Consider the following 17,518-nt stretch of genomic DNA (forward strand, 5'->3'; position numbering starts at 1 on the left):
CTGAATGCACAAGCGCGTCGTCATTACCGGCATCGGCGGCATATGCGGGCTCGGCACCAATGCGCCCGCAATCTGGGGCGAGATGCGCGACGGCCGCTCGGCCATCGGCCCGATCGTCAATTCGGAGCTGCATGACCTGAAAGTCAGGGTCGGCTGCGAAATCAAGACGCTTCCCGATCACGGTATCGACCGCAAGCAGGTCGTGTCGATGGATCGCTTCAGCCTGCTGGCGACGATCGCCGCGCGGGAAGCCGCGCAACAGGCTGGCTTGACCTCGCACGCAGCCAACACCTACCGGATGGGCGCCATCGTCGGCGTCGGCGTCTGCGGCTGGGAGGCGATTGAAGAGAGCTATCGCGCCATCCTGCTCGAAGGCAAGAATCGCGCCGGCATCTTCACCGTGCCGAAAGTGATGCCGGGTGCCGCGGCGGGCCATGTCAGCATGAATCTCGGCCTGCGCGGACCGGTCTTCGGCATCACCTCGGCCTGCTCCTCGTCCAACCACGCCATTGCCTCGGCTGTCGACCAGATCAGGCTCGGCCGCGCCGATATCATGCTCGCCGGCGGCACCGATGCGCCACTGGTCTGGGGCATCCTGAAAGGCTGGGAGGCGCTGCGGGTGCTGGCACCCGACACCTGCCGGCCGTTTTCGGCTGATCGCCAGGGCCTGGTGCTCGGCGAAGGCGCCGGCATGGTTGTGCTGGAAACCTACGAGCATGCCATGGCGCGCGGCGCCACGATTCTGGCCGAAATTGCCGGCGCCGGCCTTTCGGGCGATGCGTCAGACATCGTCGCGCCGACCATCGAAGGGCCGGAGGCGGCGATGCGCTTCTGCCTCGTCGATGCCAGGCTGAACCCGGAAGACATCGACTATATCAATGCGCATGGCACCGGCACCAAGGCCAACGACCAGATCGAGACGGCGGCGATCAAGCGCGTCTTCGGCGATCATGCCTCAAGGCTTTCGATCTCCTCGACCAAATCGATGCACGCCCACTGCCTCGGCGCGTCGGGCGCGCTGGAGCTGATCGCCTGCGTGATGGCGATCCGCGAAGGCATCGTGCCGCCGACGGCCAATTTTCGCGAAACCGACGCCGATTGCGATCTCGACATCACGCCGAATGTGGCGCGCGAGCGCAAGGTGCGCGCGGCGATCAGCAACGGCTTCGCCTTCGGCGGCACCAATGCGGTGCTGGCGTTCAAGGCGGTCTGACCGCAACCGGTTCCCAGATACGGCGAGACTTGTTGCCACTCGCCGCGACCGCGCGCTTGCGCGCGAAAAATCCCGCCCAGGAGTTTCGATGACCGACCTGTCCGCCTTTCCGATCGCCACGCGCTGGCCGGCCAGCCATCCCGACCGCATCCAGCTCTATTCGTTCCCGACCCCGAACGGTGTGAAGGTGTCGATCGCGCTGGAGGAACTCGGCCTGCCATACGAGGCGCATGCGGTGAACATCGGCAAGAAAGAAAGCTGGACGCCGGAATTCCTGTCGCTGAACCCCAACGGCAAGATCCCGGCGATGATCGATCCGGACGGCCCGGGCGGCAAGCCGATCGGGCTGTTCGAATCCGGCGCCATCCTGCTCTATCTCACCGACAAGACCGGCAGGCTGATCCCGGCCGACCCGGCGCGGCGTTACGAAACGATCCAGTGGGTGTTCTTCCAGATGGCCTCGATCGGGCCGATCTTCGGGCAGGTCGGCTTCTTCCACAAATTCGCCGGACGCGAAATCGCCGACAAGCGGCCGCTGGCGCGCTATCGCGACGAATCGCGGCGGCTGATCGGTGTGCTCGAGACGAGGCTGAAGGGCCGCAGCTGGATCATGGACGACGACTACACCATCGCCGATATCTCGATGCTGGGCTGGGTGCGCAATCTGATCGGTTTTTACGAGGCAAGGGAACTTGTCGGCTTCGACGACTTTCGCAATGTCGCGGCATGGCTGGAACGCGGCCTTGCCCGGCCGGCGGTGCAAAAGGGTCTTAGTATCCCCGCCAGGAGCTAGCTCAACAGGCCGCAGGCGCCGAGAAGCGGCTGGGCCTATTTTGTCTTGGCTTTGGATTTTGAGCCGCCCTTGCCCATGACGGAAGCAGCAAGGGATGCAGCGCTCTTGGCGGTGGCGACAACCGCACCGGCTGCGACATTGGCCGTCGTTTTGACCGTGCGCATTGCGCTGTCCGCCATCGAGCTGCCGCTTGCCGATTTCCTCGGCTTGGCGGGTTTTGCCGTGGCCTTGGCTGCGGTCGGTGTCACTTTCTTCGGTGCTGCCTTGCCAAAACTGGGCTTTGCCGCATCCTTGGAGCGGGCGGCGACCGCCGGGCCAGCGCCCGTCTTCGATTCAGTGGCCTTTGCTTCAGTTGCCTTTGAACGAGTTGCCCTGCCCTTGCCGGGCGCAGGCTTTCTTGCCTTGGTTGCCATCGGAGTTGCCATGGGACAGTTTTCCTCATGTCAGCATCATTGCCGTATCTGACATAACGGCCGGAATGTCCTAAGGTTCCAGGCGCCGGCAGTCCTGCGAATCAGGCTTGAATGGCGATCACCAGATCGGCGGGGCGGCGGCGGGCAAGCACGCGGTCGATGTTGGGCATGTCGTTGGAGGCGATCCAGGCGCGGGCATCCTCGTCGGAGCGGCCATGCTCATGCCATCGCTCAAGCAGCCGACGCTCGAGTTCGGCGCGCGACACGTCGACGAAGATCGAGAAATCGAACAGCGGCGCCAGCCGCGACCAGGGTTCCTCGTCAAGCAAGAGATAATTGCCTTCGACCAGGATGAACTTGGTGTCGGCGGCGATGATCGAAGCAGCGGCGCGCGACAGCTCCATGCTGCGGTCGAACACCGGAATGGCGATGTCGGGCTCGGCCGCGCGGATGCGCTTCAGCAAGGTTTCGAAGCCGGCAAAGTCAAAGGTCTCCGGAGCGCCCTTTCGCGCGCGCAGGCCGCGCTGCTCGAGCACGATATCGTCGTAATGGAAGCCATCCATCGGCACGATTTCGGCCGCGCCTTCCGGCAGCAGCTCATGCAGGCGGGCCGAAATCGTCGACTTGCCGGCGCCCGGAGGACCGGCGATGGCAACGACAAAACGCTGCGCCTTGCCAGCGCGCTTGAAGATGGTGGCGGCGAGGTGGGCAATCTCGGACATCGGAGCCTTTCTGGCCGGGTGTTTTGGATCGCATCTTGGCGATAATTCGCGGGAATTTCAAATCTGGGATTGGCGTTGCCCGTTGGCAGATCGCAAAGTTCGAGATTGGCCGAAACGATCCTCCCTTCGTCATCCTGGGGCGGAGCAAGGAGCGAAGCGACGCGGCGCAGACCCCTGGATCCATGCCATGACATCAGGGCGCCGCAGCGGTGCAGAACCTTTGATCGCGGACAGCGCCCCCTCTGTCCTGCCCTCTTTGCCAAGGACTCGGCATCTCCCCCACAAGGAGGGAGATTGGTCTTCATCACTGATTTCGCCAACTACCAGCCTTGCAAAAAGGACTTTGTCCGCGAAGCTGCCGATCTCCCCCCAAGTGGGGAGATGCCAAGTTTTGGCAAAGAGGGCAGGACAGAGGGGGGCGCGAAGGATCGCTACAGAGCGCTTTTATTCTGTTCCGCCGCATTCCTCGGCTGATGTCACGGCATGGATCCCTTCCGCGACGTCGCTTCGCTCCTGCTCCGCCCTGGGATGACGAAGGTGGGGAGGCGAGCGCTCAAGCTGGGACCGACCTGCCAATCCGCAGGAAATCGCCGTCGAAAGCGACGTTCCGCGTCGTACCGTCGGCAGCCGCAATGCGCATATGCCCCTGCGCGATGGCGATGTCGCGCGGCGGCTCGCCGCCGGCTTCTTGAGGCAAGGCGCCGATGACGTGGCGGAACGAGACGTTGCGGCCTTCGCCAAGAGCAAAGGCGGTCACCACCCCTTCCCGCTTCAGCCAGTTGTCACCCAGTGACGCGGCATGGCCGAGCGCGGTGCGGCCGTCCTCGATGCCGAGCACGCCGCGATGGCGGCCGCTCCACGGCGCGTAGTCGCGCCCGCCATTGCTGACCCACAGCATGGTGACCGGCAGTTCGGCCGGGTTCTTCAGCACCACAACGAGATCGGCTTCCGCCTTTCGCGCCAGTGCGGTCCAGCCCGGCCCGCCATGGTCGGCCTCGACCAGCGTGACGAAATCCTCTCGGCTCTGGTCCATGCGATAGTCGGTCAGGTCGAGCGTGCCGCCATCGGCGGCGGGAAAACGCGTCAGGTCGGCGGAACGCGCGGGATAGGCAAAGTGGAAACGGCCGCGGGCCGGATCAGGCTCGAGCGGGTCGTCCGGCGTTGCCGCAAATCGCTTCGGCGAAAAAGCGAGCTTGCCGCCGTCCTTCATCACCATCATCGGATGATGGGCGACGGAAATCGCGCCCGAACCACCGGAAAAGACATGTTCCTGGTAGAGAAAGGGATGATCGTCGCGCAGGGTCAGGATCTTGTCGACCGTCGCGCCCATGACCTTGTGCTGCAGCCTGAAAACGGCCCGCCAGCCGTCGGCAGTCGCCTCGGAGGCGACGACATCCCAGGGGCTGTTGGCCGGCCAGCCATGCAGGGGTGCTTCCTCGACATCGCTGCGCGAAAACGGCGCGCAGAGAAAATCGCCGGACAGGCGAACGGTGCCGGCCGGCAGGTCTTGCGGCAGCGTCTCGCGCGGCTCGTCGATCCACGGTGCGCGATGCAGCGGTTTTAGCCGGCGCCCGTCGATATCGACCGTCATATCGGCGAGATGGCCGACGGTGAGATCGACCGTTACCGAAATGCCTTTTGCCTTGATCGTGAGCGTATCCATGGCGCACCTGCTGATTCTGCCGGCGCCAGCAAACCCGCTCGGCGCCGGTTGCGCAAGCGCAGTCCAGGTATTTCACGTCAGGCCGGAACTCCATGTGGAGCTCAATTGTCGATCGTCGGCGCTGCCCCTCATTGCCCTGCCAGGCATTTCTCCCCGTAAACGGGGAGAAAGGGGCTGGCCGCAATGCCGGCGCCCTTCTTGCGAACGCCGGTGATTGGCGAAACCGTCGATGACAGCGCCCCTCTCCCCGTTCTACGGGGAGAGGATGCCGGCAGGCAGGTGAGGGGCGGCGCCAGCGCCGGGGGGCATTCAAACCTGAAGCGATTGCCCTGAAGACCGGTGTTAACGAAATAGACGGCGCCATTGGGTTACGCTAGTTTCCCACTCGTTTCAGCAACGGCTTACCTCCAGAACAGTGTCCAGACCGCGCCTCTTCCAGCTCATCTCAAGATTTCTCGCGGCGTTTGCGCTGCTGGTGCTGGTCGCCGGCTGCGCGACGACGCCGACTGAAACGATGCTGGCGGTGCCGGCGCCGGCGCAGAAATATGCGGCTATCGTCATCGATGCCAGCACCGGCAAGACGCTGTTCGAGGCGAACTCAACGGCGCCGCGCTATCCGGCGTCGCTGACCAAGATGATGACGCTCTACCTGCTGTTCGAGGCGCTGGAGCAGGGCCGCATCAGCAAGACGACGCTGATCCCGGTGTCGGACAACGCCGCCAGGCAGCCGCCGACCAAGCTGCGCTTCAGGCGCGGCGAGACGATCGACGTCGAATCGGCGATCCGGGCGATTACCGTCAAATCGGCCAATGACGTGGCGGTCGCCGTCGCCGAATATCTCGGCGGCAGCGAAGCGGCGTTCGCCGCGATGATGACGGCCAAAGCGCGCCAGATCGGCATGCGCAGCACCGTCTTCCGCAACGCTTCGGGCCTGCCGGACGTCGCCCAGCAGACGACCGCGCGCGACATGGGGGTGCTCGGCATGGCGTTGCGCGCCCGCTTCCCGCAGCATTTCCACTATTTTTCGGAAAGCGACTTCATGTTCCGCGGCAGGCTGGTGCGCGGCCACAACGACATGCTCGGCCGCGTCCGCGGCGTCAACGGCATCAAGACCGGTTACATCAGAGCCTCAGGCTTCAACATCGTCACCTCCTACGATGCCGACGGCCGCCGGCTGATCCTCGTGGTGATGGGGGCCGACAGCGCGCGCCAGCGCAACGACCACGTCGAGGCGCTGATCCAGCGCAACCTGTCGCCAATGGCGGCGAACGCGACGACAAGGTTGCTGTATGCCGGGGAGCAGTGAGGGGTGTGGTTATTATTCGGCCTCGATCCCTCTCACGATCATCAGCAATCGTTGGAACTCAGTGTTGTCGGCATCGCCCTTCCAAAAATTGATGAATTGGCAGACCACTTGGAGATTGCCCAATTCGTAGTGACCGGAGCTGTCAATGCGATCAAGTGATGGCAACAGGTTCTTGTCCGCCTCTGGCCCAAGAAACTGAAAGGGAATGCCGGTGAGCGCACATCGGTTCTCTTGAATGTCCAATAAGTTCGCGATGAGCTTTTCCAGTTCGGAGGTACTCATCCGAAGTTCTTTGTTCTTCTGGATTTTCTGAACGATTTGGCCGTTCGCAGTCTTGACCGTGTTCTCGACCGAAAGGCGCATCGCGATGATGGATTTCTCGCGCCCGCCAAGGATGCGGCCCTCGTCCTTGTCGCCCGCCGCTTTTGCAATCGAGCCTTCCGACTCCAGTTTCAGAAGCGTCGAGAAAATCCAGCAGAATGAATGTGCGTCGACAAGGCGAACATTCTTCAGGCCGGTGGACGCTTCGATGAGCGGTCGCAACGCGGTGAGCGTCCGATTGTAGGTCGAATAATTCTCCCAATTGCATTGGCGTAGGGTCAAGAAGTCGATGCCGAGCGCACGGAAGGCGCGGTCGAACCCGGTCGGCTGGATCGGCATGAACCGATCCATGTCCTTGAGAAAATAGATGTAGGCGAGGAGCGGATACTTGCCGCCCGTCAGTTCGCTCAGCCGGTCGAAGGTCGCGCCTTCGTCGGTGCGGCCGCGAAAGAGGCCGAACAGCAGGCCCTCGATCTCGCGGCGCAGCTTCGGGTTCGATGCCCCCTCCAACAAGGCCCGGTGATCGCGGTTAGAATGGCCGTAACGGTTCTGCCAGAATACGAGATTGTTGGTCAGATTGCTTCGGCTGTCCTGAATTTCGATCGCCTCGATTATGCGGGTCAGGATGGCTCCCGAACCGATATCGGCTTCGGACCACTCCCCGTCGCGAAGCAATCCGAGCGCGTAGTCTCGCAAGCGCGGCTTATAGCTTTCCCAAACGGCAGCGAGCCCTTCCTGGAAATTCATAAAGGGATGGCCGGATTTTGCCGTCATGAGGCGCTGGAAACGCGCGAATGCGTCACGAAAAGCGTGTGGATCGACGCCGTCAGCGAGGTTCGTAGCCCGGACCACTGTCATGGAGCCGGCATACCAGTCGAGAAACCTGTTCAGAGCGCCGCGACTGTCCACCTCCACACGCAGCGTTGTCGGCGACCGGAGCGGCAGAAGCGGCCCGCTTATGTTCGAATTTCCATTCGAGGCGCTGCTCAACAGGCTCACCCCGTTGAGGTTCGGAGGCGCAGGCGGCTGGAACCAGATCCGCGTCTCGGCGGCCTCCCGATGAACGGCAAGCACCTTACCGGATGGCGTCGTGAAACCGACCACATAGTCGGTGGGCGGCTTGGCAGGCTCGCCAAGCCGTGACCGGAGCACCGCCTCGGCTTCTGCAACCGTGAGAGTCATTCCGCCGCCTCCGGCCGGTACCCTTTGCTTCGGTTAACCATTGCGCACCCCCATGAGGTGCAAGGCGTGTCCGATGAAATCCGCCGCATCGTTGGACCGATCGGCCAGCCGCTTGATCTTGCGGCCCTCGGAGTCCCACTGATCCACCTGCTTCTTCTGCTGTCGATAGCGTTGAAACCGATCCCAGATAAATGCCAGCATTTCTGCCCAGATCAGCTGCGTCACCTCGGGATATGCCGCAGCGAGGTCCTCGCTTCGGTCGCGCCCCACCGCCACCAAGCGGATGCGAAACGGGCTATCGCTGCTGTGGAAGCCTGCCCTATAGATGTTCGCCGCCGCCGGTTCGATACGATCAGGTGGAAGGCACCCGATGGCTGCCAGCACGCGATGGACGTTCTGTCGATCTTGCCGCGTCCATGGGCCGTTCAAGCTGCAAAGCTGGTTTGTTTTTACCTCTGCGATGACAACGTCGATCAGATCGCCGGATAGCGCGAGCTGCTGCACATCGTCGGCCATGACGTCATTTGGATCATCGAATAAGCGCTCGGCACGAAACGGAAATCGAACTGCCAGCAAATCGGCGTCCGTTCGCTGGCCGCCGCGCCTTTCTGGGTGAACGATGAAGTTCTCGACCTGCAAGAAGCCGTTCAAGCGGAAATACCAGTAAGCCACCTTCTCGGGATCGAGGCGCTCCACCACGCGCCTTTCCAGGACGCGGCTCATTCTGCCGCCTCCCGTTCGCGGCCCTCGCCCGGCGCGAGCGCCTCGGCGAGAAGCGCGTCGAGCAGGCGGCGGCGGGTGGCGGCGGTGGCGGTGAGGCCCGCCTCCAGCTGGTCGCAGAGTGTCATCAGCGAACCGACTTTGGCAACGATGCGGTGTTGTTCGGCAAGGGGTGGGAGGGCGACCGGGATGCTGTTCATCTTCGCCTGATTCATCTTCGGCTGCGCCGTGCCGGTCACATAGGGTTTCAGGTCAATCGCATTGATGAACAGCTCCACATAACGCAAGAACCGCTCGGAAAGGCCATCAAGAACGTGAGCGTGGTTGTTTACCCAGTATTTTCCATGCGCGATGAACGCGATCGGAGTCGAGCGGTTGATGAGGTTGGCACCGTCCTCTCCGATTAACAGCAGCGGCTTGTCGAATAGGTAGCCGTCGATCTTGTCGATTACGCCAGAGGCGCCATAGTAATCGTAGACCTTCGCCCGCTGCTCGCGCTCCTCTCGCGATAAAGGAACACGTTCGCCATCGCGCGAAATTGTTATGTCTCCAAACGAAGCCCACACCCAATTCGACGGGTGAGGGAATGGTAGTTCATCGCCAACCAATTGCCTGATCTTTGTAGCGCGGCGGTCACGCGCGGAAGTCGCCCGCTCGGCCTTGTCTTTCTCGATCCGCTTCAGCAGATCCGACGCCGGTTCGTCGTTTGGGTCTTGCGGCACGAGCTTGCCGCGCACGGCTAGGTTGCGGATGGTCTGGCGCAGGGCCTTGATCTGGTCGGGGCGCGTGGTGAGCGCCGCCAGCGCGTCGAGGGCGAAACGGGCGTCCTGGAAGGTCCTGGGATCGTGCGCGTTGAGGCGGGCGAGGCTCGCCGCCGCCAGCCGGTCGCGCGCCGCCTCGCGGCTTGCCCGCGCTGCCGCCAGCCGGTCACATAGGCCCATCAACTCATCGACCTTGGCGATGATCCGGCGCTGCTCGGCAAGCGGTGGGAGGGGGACGATCTGATTGATTGCCATTTGCGCGGTTAGTTCGACCTGATTTGTCGAGCCCGCTGCACGGTCCTCCACCTGTCCATAAACATGATCGGATCGAAGCCAGGTACGGACGTATTCGGGATCGACTTCCAGGCATCGAACGACGGTGACGTGGCTATCGCAGACGAGCTTTTGGGGAAGCTGGACCAGCCGAATCACTCGGCCAATGGTACCGGTTCCGGTCGAGTTCCAAAGTAAATCGCCTTCGCGAAGAAATCGAACGGGCTCGTAATCGGTTAGCGATTCCACAGTGACTAGCTTTGCAACTGTTAGGTCGAGACCAGTCCATTGGACGCACTTTTGCGATATCACGAGCGAGCCGTCGGAAGTGGCGTACTTGGGCGACTTCCCCCGTTGAATGTAAGAGGTGATGACGCCGAGGCGCGTCCATTGCCAATTCCGCGGCACATCAAAAACGGCGTCGCCATTAACGGGTGGAAGCGGCTTATCCGCTCTCCTCTCTCGCGCCTTCACCTGCCGCGCTTTTTCTTTCGCGATCCGCTTTAGCAGTTCCGATGCAGGCTCGTCACTCGCATCCTGCGGAACGAGCTTGCCGCGCACTGCCAGATCGAGAATGAAGCGGCGCAGCCGAGCGATTGCGTCGGGCGCGTCGGCGATCCGTTCATAATGCTTCAGCAGTCGTCCCGCGTTCATCGGGCGAGCGCCTCGGCGAGAATCGCCTTCAACTGACCGCGCAAGCTCGCAGTCTCGGCCTCCGCTGCGGCAAGCTCGGCCAGCAGTATTTCCGGGTCGCCGTGATTGTCGGCTATCGTGTGCGGGTTCTTGATGCCAAGATTGTAGCCGCGAGCCTTTACCTCCTCGGCGGTCACGCGCCACGCCTGCGGCGTCCCGACGCGGCCCCTGCGTTCCTTTCCGCCCCACCAGTCGATGCAGCCTTGAAAATGCTCCAACCGGATCGGCTTGGTCATCGAATAGGCTTTCTGGCCTTCAGGCACGCGGTGCTCGTAGAACCAGATGTCCCTGGTCGGCGTGCCTTTTTCGAAGAACAGCAGATTCGTGCCGATCGAGGCATAGGGCTTGAACACGGAATTGGGCAGGCGGACGATGGTATGGAGGTTGCACTCCTCCATCAAATGTTCCTTCAGCCGCGTCTTCACGCCCTCGCCGAACAGCGTGCCGTCGGGCAGCACCACGGCGGCGCGTCCGGCCGGTTTCAAGAGGCGCACGATCAGGGCGAGGAACAGGTCGGCCGTTTCCTTGGTGCGGAAGGTCGGGAAATTGTTCTCGGTGCCGTCTTCCTCACGCCCGCCGAACGGCGGATTGGTGAGAACGATGTCCACCCGCTCCTCCTTGCCCCATGAAATCAGCGGGCGAGCGAGCGTGTTGTCATGGCGTACAAAGCTCGGGTCCTCAACGCCGTGCAGCAGCATGTTGGTGACGCAGAGCATGTGCGGAAGCTGCTTCTTCTCCACCGCGCGAAGTGCGCCCTGCATAGTCTCACGCTGCGCGGGCGTGCGGACGTAGGCTTTCTCCATGTGACGAATGGCGCAGGTGAGAAAGCCACCCGTGCCGCAAGCGGGATCGAACAGGGTTTCTCCTGGGCGCGGGTCAATGCGATCAACCATGAAGGCGGTCACGGCGCGCGGCGTATAGTATTCGCCGGCATTGCCTGCCGATTGAAGATCATTAAGCAACTGCTCGTAGAATTCGCCAAAGTGACGCCGTTCATCGAGATTGTTGAAATCAACCTCGTTGATCTTGTTTACGACCTGCCGGATGAGGTGTCCGGATTTCATGTAGTTGTAGGCATCCTCGAACACGTCGCGCACCACGCGGCGCCGGTCGCCCGGTTTTCCAGTGAGCTGCAACCCTTTCAATGCAGGGAACAGTTCGTCGTTGATAAAATCGAGCATGGCTTGCCCGGTGACGCCTTCCGGGTCAGCCGCCCAGTTGCGCCACTGGAGTTCTTCCGGGATCGGCGAGTGGTAGCCCTCTTTGGTCAGTTCGAGTTCCTGATCCTGATCGTCGATGATCTTGAGGAAGAACATCCAACACAATTGGCTGATGCGCTGCGCGTCGCCATCGACGCCGACGTCCTGGCGCATAATGTCCTGAATCGATTTGACAGTGGTGCGGACAATCATTGGCTATGCGATCTCCTGGTAAATGGCGTTCTGCATTTCGTGGACGGCTTTTTCGAAACCTTCCTTGCCGCCGAACGCCTTGATGAGTTGGACGACGCTGCCCATCGCGGTGAAGGGCGTCACCTTCAGCACATTGGCATCGTCGAGATTGAGCACGCCCTCGTCGCGATATTTTTCAAGCAGCGCGTCGAGCACGGCGCGAGCTTGCGCGCTGTATTTCGTGAATACATCACGCTTCTTGACGTTCTCGGCCCGCTCACGGCGTGTCAAAGGTTTCTTGTCGAAGGCGACGTGGCAGATCAAATCGAACGGGTCGAGGTTTTTGCCCAGATCATCGGCGATGGCATCAAGCGCCAAGCCCTCGGCTTCCAGTTCCTCAATGATCGCCTGTTTGCGTTCAGCAGATTTCCAGCGTCTAAGGAAATCGTCGAGACTGGCGAAGCGTTTCTTCAACGCTGTCTTAGTGAAATCTCGCAAGCTTTCGGTGACGAGCTTGCCGTTCTCGTCGAGGTATTCGACTCGCTCGGCGATGATGCGGGCACCGACGCCGTCCACGTAAATCTTTCGCACCTGATTGCCCGGCGGCAGCGGAAAACCCGGCTGATCAATTATGGTTTCGCCATCGCCCGCTTCGTAAAGCGCTTGATCACCTTCACCAAAATCAACGACGGCATCATCGGGCGGCATAATCGGATCGTCTTCGCTGGCCTCATAAATCTGCACCGGATCGCCATCGAACTCCGGATCGGCGAAATGAGAGGTCGCGCCACGAAAGTCGATCAGTGTGAAGTAGAATTTCTTGGTGTCCTCGTGAACGCGCGTGCCACGCCCGACGATCTGCTTGAATTCGGTCATCGAACCCACCGTGCGGTCGAGCACGATCAACCGACAGGTCTGCGCGTCAACCCCAGTGGACAAAAGCCGCGAGGTTGTGACGAGAACCGGATATTTCGACTCCGGGTCCAAGAAATTGCCGAGCTGGTCCTGGCCATCCTTGTCGCTACCGGTGATCCGCATGACGTATCGGTGGTTTTCGTCGCAAAGGTCCTTGTTTTCGTTGATGAGCGCCTGTCGCATCCGCGCGGCGTGCTCCTGGTCAACACAGAACACGATGGTTTTCTGGAAACGGTCGCCGCTTTCCTTTAGAAATTCGGTGATCTTCTTGGCGGTAAGCAAGGTGCGGTCATCAAGAACCAGCGTCCGGTCGAAATCCTTGGCGTTATAGATGCGATCCTCGACCTCGTTGCCGTCTCGGTCGAGTTGCCCAAGTTCCGGGCGATAGCCCTCGACATCGCGATCAATGTGGACCTTGATTACCTTGTAGGGCGCAAGAAAGCCGTCGCTGATGCCCTGGCGCAATGAATAGGTGAAGATTGGCTCGCCGAAATAATCGGCGTTGGAAACGTATTCCGTTTCCTTCGGCGTGGCAGTTAGGCCGATCTGCGTTGCACCGGAAAAGTGGGTGAGGATTTCGCGCCAAGCGGAATCCTCGGCCACGCTGCCGCGATGACATTCGTCGATAACAATCAGGTCAAAGAAGCCGGGCGAGAACTCCTTGTAGAGCTTCTGGCGCTCCTCCGGCCCAGTGATGGCCTGATAGAGACCGAGATAGACCTCGAAGGCGGTGTCGATCCGCCGTTTCCTGTCGAGCGCCAGTATCAGATCGACCGTGGTGCCGTCCTGCCGCTCGATGGTCTTTGCGTTCGTCGAAAGCTTCGCCATCGCCGCGCCAAACGGGCGGAAGTCGTTCACCATCGTCTGGTCGATCAGCACGTTGCGGTCGGCGAGGAAGAGTATGCGTTTCTTGCGACCCGCCTTCCACAAGCGCCAGATGATCTGAAACGCCGTGTAGGTCTTGCCCGTCCCCGTCGCCATGACGAGCAGCACGCGGTCGCGACCCTTGGCGATGGCCTCGATCGCGGCGTTGACGGCGTTTACCTGATAATAGCGGGGGACCTTGCCGCTGCCGTCGTCGAAATAATCCTGAAGCACGATCTGTTCTGCTTCCGGGTCGAGGCCCTTCCAGGCGCGATAGCGCGCCCACAGATCGGCGGGTGAGGGGAAGGCATCGAGACCGAGGTTGGTTTCCTTGGTATCGCTCTGGCCCGTGCGGTCGTGAAAGACGAAGCCATCGCCGTTTGAGGAAAAGACGAAGGGGATGTCCAGCGTCGCGGCGTACTCTAGGCCCTGCTGGATGCCGTCGCTAACGCCGTGATTGTTGTCCTTCGCTTCGATCAAGGCGATGGGGATATTCGGCTTATAGTAGAGAACGAAGTCGGCCTTTTTCGCCTTGCCGCGAGTCACCAGCTTGCCGCGCACGATGATCCGGCCCTTGGTGAAATAAACCTCCTCCCGAACCTGCAACATCTCGTCCCATCCAGCGCGCTTGACGGCAGGCAAGATGAATTTCGTGCAGATGTCGCGTTCAGTGAGGCTTCGTTTGTCCATCAACTGATGTCCCCCCACCTTGGCTCTATGAGGTAAGCCCACTCCGATCAAGGGTGCAGTTCAACACATCGGCTAGTGAGCCGTTTAAAGCCCACTTTTTGCGGGGGCCTTCGGAATTCGCCTAAACTCGACTTGCCCGTTGAAGCTTGCCCCTGCTTCCGCTAAGAAGCCGTGGCTGGCCAGTTTACCGGCTGGTTCGTTTTCCGGATCGTCGATCCTGAAGGCACCCGTAGCTCAGCTGGATAGAGCGCTGCCCTCCGAAGGCAGAGGTCACAGGTTCGAATCCTGTCGGGTGCGCCACTCGTAACATGCTGATTTGGCGTGACATTTTTCCTAGCACTGAAACAAAACTGGGCACCTGCGCCTGCTTCTGACGATGGCCGCGTGGCCGGCGTTTACAGCCAATTGCTAAGGTAATTGACTTGAATGATGATAGGCTTCAGAGTGCCAGTGCGTTGAGTTCAAGGCACGCGCGACGTAGCTTCTCAATGGTGAGCTTGAGTTCGAGCAAGCGTCGGCGGTCAATTGAGTAGGTTCTCTACACAAGGTTTGACTATGTCCGATAAACTCGAAATAGACCGTATTCGGTCAGAGTTTGCGCAAACGTACTCCATCGATCTGGGCGCACTTCGTGAGGACACGGCGAAGCTTCAGAGCCTGATACGTAGTCCCCAGAACTCCCTCATCAACTCTGTCAGTATTTATGCCGATGGAGAGACTTACACTGCAGGCAGCGTCGACGCGCAAGTACCTGACCTTGAAACGGCAGCATTTCAAGACCTGCCGACTGATGATCGCATATCCCCTCGAAAAGTCGAGCAGAACCTCGATGAAGCTTTGCGCTATGTGCAGAGCGCGCTCCAGGTTCGGAACCAATATGGTGAACTAGCGAAGCTTCGCAACGATACAAGGCTTAAGGGCGAGGAGTTCATTCGACTCGATCTCATTCACCTTGAGGAGGTAGACGCCGGACTTTACAAACTGCCTTGGCAAGACGCCGCCGATGATAAATCCGGACTAGAAATTACAATTGCAAAACTCGATGAACAGCGTGCATTGCCTGAGGAAATGCTCCGACAGGGTGCAAGCGGGAAGCCCTATTCAGGCGTGCTGACGCCGTCGTCAATCGACAGTTTCGTAAAACAGTCTTCTCAGATAACGAGGGACACAGCGAATACCAACAAAGCCGATGTGTACGACGCTGCGCTTGAGACTGGTGCTTACAGATCTAGTTTTGAACTGGCGACATGGGAAAGCACCTTGGCGTCGATTAGTGCTGCATCTGCTCAATTACAGAGCAAGTTGGTGATCGCGCGGAGGAAGGAAGACTACCTGCGCAAAGACGAAGGGTTTCGTTCAAACCGTGCGGCGGTCAGTCGGCAGATTGCGTGGGCACAACTAAACGAGCACTGTCGCGCAGGTTCGGTACTCAACTATGATGAACGGTTGACGCGACAAAAGGAGCTTTTTGTCTCGAACCTTATTTGTTTAGCTCAGAGAATTACGCCATTGGCGGCTGGCCTCAACGACTTCTATGGAGTAAAAACTCCCTTTGTCGTACCAAAGCCTGGCAGCATTTTAGATTACGCAGCGCTTTGGCTTGTAGAGGTGCAAAGCGAGCTCCTTAAGACAAAGCGTGAGCAACGGGTTACTGTCTCATCCTTTTGGTGCGGAAAACCGGCGCTGCGGATCGCACCAAGCGGTAACGTCGGCGACAAAGGTGGCAAGATAACAGCAACCGTGGTCGTTGACTCATCTGTGCTTCCCCCTGGAAGACGGCTCCTTCGGGGAGCATCATTCGAGTACCTAGGAAATCGACGCAAGCCAATAACGTTAGACGTTATGCCACCGGCGGGAGCCTTTGAGGGGACGAGTTCAGTTCGATTCGGCCGCGTGTGCGAAGTTTCCTCTTCCATAGAACTAAAGCCGCAGCACGCAGACATATTTTGGAATGGCGACGCTTCAGGTACGTGGACAATCGAGATCAGAATGGACGATACCACGGATACAATTGAGGACCTTGGTATGCACATTTGGACAGCATCGTAGGTGACTATGAATGTACAAGGGCCATACACCAATCGGCGTGGTGCAGTCAGGGCCACGCATCTTTGTGACCCGCCGGCAGACGCTGCTATTCGGTAGCAGTCTGATCTGTTTCTTACACTTCGACTTGCACACCACCTTGGCAGATGCGGAGCACTATATCGAGGTGCCCGACGAAACCGGCAGCCAAGATCAAAAAGAACAGGAGGAAATTACTACCGAACTATCCCCTTCTCAGGCGGAGAGGGTTGATGAGCCGACTAGCACCGAAACCGGGATATCTTACCGAGAACCGACGTGTGGCCTTTACACTCTTACAACTCATCAATCGCTTGCGACCAATACTCCGACAGAGCCACCGGGATACCTATCAAGCAGTTCCGGCTCATACTTTTCGGACAACCAAAGTCGATCCTTCTTGGCTGGTGCCCCTGATTGCATTGAGCGTGCGTCAAAGATAATTGAAAGCGCGGGAAAGTATCACCTGTTCAATAGACCAACCGCGCTTCCGCGGGGCCAATCAGTCGATGAAAATGTTCGCAAGCTATTCCAGGGTATCGACAAGGCGACGTTGAGTGGGCGAACTGAGGCGTTAATCGCGGCTGTACAGTTAGTTAGGAACTCCGGCTTCTGGAATTATAAGAGTACTTTCGGATCACAGTGGGAGAATGCAGGCAACTTTAATTTTGGTTACGCTTTTGCGGCTGTGGGCGTGCCGGAGGAAATAGCGCTTCGTGGCGCCGGCGCATACGGTACATACTTTGGGCAGTGGGACCCTTCTTCTGGACATTGGTTTGATCTCTCTGGGTCGTTCGGAGATGACCCGCGCGATCAAGAGCAGATCCGTAACGGATATGATTACTATAAGAATAGAGAGCTAATTGATATATTGTATAACGATATGCAGCCGAGGCCGGGGATGGGAATGGGGATGGGATACTAATTCAACACTTTGAGGATTTTCGGGCCTCATTGCGATCCTCCTTTTTGCAGTACCACTATTAATGAGCGACGCTGACGACGTGAATATTTGGTCGCGAACCCAAACTAGGCACACCGGATAGAGAAGAATTTTATCGGCAGATTATTCGCCAAATCGTATAACCACATTTGTTTCCACCTCGCTGAGACAACACGACCTTTGTGTATTTTTGTGATCCGTCAGTCTGCATACAAACGTCCGTCGCGAAGTCATCTACAGTGTAGCATTGAGTTGCTGCTTCATTCGGCGGGCAACCATCAAGACCAGGTTCGGCAAAAAATTCTCCTTCGCAGACAACAAATTCTGACGCGGATGTTGAATCAACGCCACATAAGATCGCATATGTGATCGAAGATAACATCGAAGTCGCGAAAACGATTAACAACCGCTTGGCTGGCATGGGTTCCTCCTCATAACTTTATTAATGTCCCGAGGGCCTGGCTCGCTAAGTTATTTTAGCCCTCCTCCAGCTTTCGAATCAATGCGCATCGCTTGGGCGACACAGGCAAGTGGACTTCAAGCTTACAAGCTCTAGCGACCCGATAAAGGATCAGGGTGCACAGCACAAAG

General features: G+C 59.4%; 13 protein-coding genes and 1 tRNA gene. 7 read left to right on the plus strand and 7 right to left on the minus strand.

All coding sequences use genetic code 11. From position 1 onward, the window contains the following. Positions 1–4: 4 nt before the first annotated feature. From ACWTU8_RS14750 to ACWTU8_RS14760, 3 genes are all read left to right on the plus strand, one after another. Complete coding sequence (locus tag ACWTU8_RS14750) at positions 5–1,213, plus strand: beta-ketoacyl-[acyl-carrier-protein] synthase family protein (RefSeq protein ID WP_287093136.1); 1,209 nt, start codon at positions 5–7, stop codon at positions 1,211–1,213. 88 nt (positions 1,214–1,301) lie between these two features. Beyond that, a complete protein-coding gene (locus tag ACWTU8_RS14755) occupies positions 1,302–2,006 on the plus strand; it encodes a glutathione S-transferase family protein (protein WP_455848730.1) in 705 nt (234 codons plus the stop codon). 138 nt (positions 2,007–2,144) lie between these two features. Next, positions 2,145–2,471, plus strand: coding sequence for a hypothetical protein (locus ACWTU8_RS14760; protein WP_455848731.1), 327 nt, complete (start codon positions 2,145–2,147; stop codon positions 2,469–2,471). A gap of 49 nt (positions 2,472–2,520) precedes the next feature. On the opposite strand, the gene ACWTU8_RS14765 is transcribed toward ACWTU8_RS14760, so the two are convergent. Together ACWTU8_RS14765 and ACWTU8_RS14770 are read right to left on the minus strand one after the other, a co-directional pair. Continuing rightward, positions 2,521–3,141: a nucleoside triphosphate hydrolase gene (locus ACWTU8_RS14765; protein ID WP_455848732.1), complete on the minus strand. Its 621-nt coding sequence runs from the start codon at positions 3,139–3,141 to the stop codon at positions 2,521–2,523. Between the two features lie 553 nt (positions 3,142–3,694). Continuing rightward, positions 3,695–4,804, minus strand: a complete 1,110-nt coding sequence (locus ACWTU8_RS14770; protein WP_455848733.1) for a hypothetical protein — start codon at positions 4,802–4,804, stop codon at positions 3,695–3,697. A 415-nt stretch (positions 4,805–5,219) separates the two neighbouring features. Here ACWTU8_RS14770 and ACWTU8_RS14775 point away from each other — a divergent pair, with 415 nt between their 5' ends. Next, on the plus strand, positions 5,220–6,110 hold the full coding sequence (locus ACWTU8_RS14775) for a D-alanyl-D-alanine carboxypeptidase family protein (protein ID WP_455848734.1): 891 nt from the start codon (positions 5,220–5,222) through the stop codon (positions 6,108–6,110). 12 nt (positions 6,111–6,122) lie between these two features. Here the strand turns inward: ACWTU8_RS14775 and ACWTU8_RS14780 are convergent, their stop codons facing one another. From ACWTU8_RS14780 to hsdR, 5 genes are read right to left on the minus strand one after another with little or no spacing between them, the layout of a single operon-like run. Continuing rightward, positions 6,123–7,613 (minus strand): hypothetical protein, encoded by a 1,491-nt coding sequence (locus ACWTU8_RS14780; RefSeq protein ID WP_455848735.1) that lies wholly within the window; start codon positions 7,611–7,613, stop codon positions 6,123–6,125. Between the two features lie 33 nt (positions 7,614–7,646). After that, a complete protein-coding gene (locus ACWTU8_RS14785; RefSeq protein ID WP_455848736.1) occupies positions 7,647–8,336 on the minus strand; it encodes a hypothetical protein in 690 nt (229 codons plus the stop codon). Further along, complete coding sequence (locus ACWTU8_RS14790) at positions 8,333–10,021, minus strand: restriction endonuclease subunit S (protein WP_455848737.1); 1,689 nt, start codon at positions 10,019–10,021, stop codon at positions 8,333–8,335. Before ACWTU8_RS14790 ends, ACWTU8_RS14785 begins: the two co-directional genes overlap by 4 nt. Next, positions 10,018–11,472 carry an N-6 DNA methylase gene (locus tag ACWTU8_RS14795; RefSeq protein WP_455848738.1) on the minus strand — a complete coding sequence of 485 codons (1,455 nt, stop codon included), beginning with the start codon at positions 11,470–11,472 and terminating at the stop codon, positions 10,018–10,020. Before ACWTU8_RS14795 ends, ACWTU8_RS14790 begins: the two co-directional genes overlap by 4 nt. Positions 11,473–11,475: 3 nt before the next feature. After that, on the minus strand, positions 11,476–13,920 hold the full coding sequence (hsdR, locus tag ACWTU8_RS14800; protein WP_455848739.1) for an EcoAI/FtnUII family type I restriction enzme subunit R: 2,445 nt from the start codon (positions 13,918–13,920) through the stop codon (positions 11,476–11,478). 223 nt (positions 13,921–14,143) lie between these two features. On the opposite strand from hsdR, the gene ACWTU8_RS14805 reads away from it, so the two are divergent. The 3 genes from ACWTU8_RS14805 to ACWTU8_RS14815 all read left to right on the plus strand — a co-directional run bounded on the left by ACWTU8_RS14805 (position 14,144) and on the right by ACWTU8_RS14815 (position 16,909). Next, a tRNA-Arg gene (locus ACWTU8_RS14805) sits at positions 14,144–14,220 on the plus strand. Positions 14,221–14,475: 255 nt separating this feature from the next. Beyond that, positions 14,476–15,969: a hypothetical protein gene (locus ACWTU8_RS14810; RefSeq protein WP_455848740.1), complete on the plus strand. Its 1,494-nt coding sequence runs from the start codon at positions 14,476–14,478 to the stop codon at positions 15,967–15,969. A gap of 10 nt (positions 15,970–15,979) precedes the next feature. After that, positions 15,980–16,909, plus strand: coding sequence for a polymorphic toxin type 44 domain-containing protein (locus tag ACWTU8_RS14815; RefSeq protein ID WP_455848741.1), 930 nt, complete (start codon positions 15,980–15,982; stop codon positions 16,907–16,909). The last annotated feature ends 609 nt before the right edge of the window (positions 16,910–17,518 follow it).

Source organism: Mesorhizobium sp. BHbdii (genome assembly GCF_053848045.1).

Bases quoted from the DNA above. Each gene is read 5' to 3' on its own strand.
- ACWTU8_RS14770 (WP_455848733.1), bottom strand. From the start codon at position 4,804: ATGGATACGCTCACGATCAAGGCAAAAGGCATTTCGGTAACGGTCGAT.
- hsdR (WP_455848739.1), bottom strand. From the start codon at position 13,920: ATGGACAAACGAAGCCTCACTGAACGCGACATCTGCACGAAATTCATC.
- ACWTU8_RS14810 (WP_455848740.1), top strand. From the start codon at position 14,476: ATGTCCGATAAACTCGAAATAGACCGTATTCGGTCAGAGTTTGCGCAA.
- ACWTU8_RS14815 (WP_455848741.1), top strand. From the start codon at position 15,980: ATGTACAAGGGCCATACACCAATCGGCGTGGTGCAGTCAGGGCCACGC.
- ACWTU8_RS14780 (WP_455848735.1), bottom strand. From the start codon at position 7,613: ATGACTCTCACGGTTGCAGAAGCCGAGGCGGTGCTCCGGTCACGGCTT.
- ACWTU8_RS14765 (WP_455848732.1), bottom strand. From the start codon at position 3,141: ATGTCCGAGATTGCCCACCTCGCCGCCACCATCTTCAAGCGCGCTGGC.
- ACWTU8_RS14785 (WP_455848736.1), bottom strand. From the start codon at position 8,336: ATGAGCCGCGTCCTGGAAAGGCGCGTGGTGGAGCGCCTCGATCCCGAG.
- ACWTU8_RS14795 (WP_455848738.1), bottom strand. From the start codon at position 11,472: ATGATTGTCCGCACCACTGTCAAATCGATTCAGGACATTATGCGCCAG.
- ACWTU8_RS14755 (WP_455848730.1), top strand. From the start codon at position 1,302: ATGACCGACCTGTCCGCCTTTCCGATCGCCACGCGCTGGCCGGCCAGC.
- ACWTU8_RS14790 (WP_455848737.1), bottom strand. From the start codon at position 10,021: ATGAACGCGGGACGACTGCTGAAGCATTATGAACGGATCGCCGACGCG.
- ACWTU8_RS14750 (WP_287093136.1), top strand. From the start codon at position 5: ATGCACAAGCGCGTCGTCATTACCGGCATCGGCGGCATATGCGGGCTC.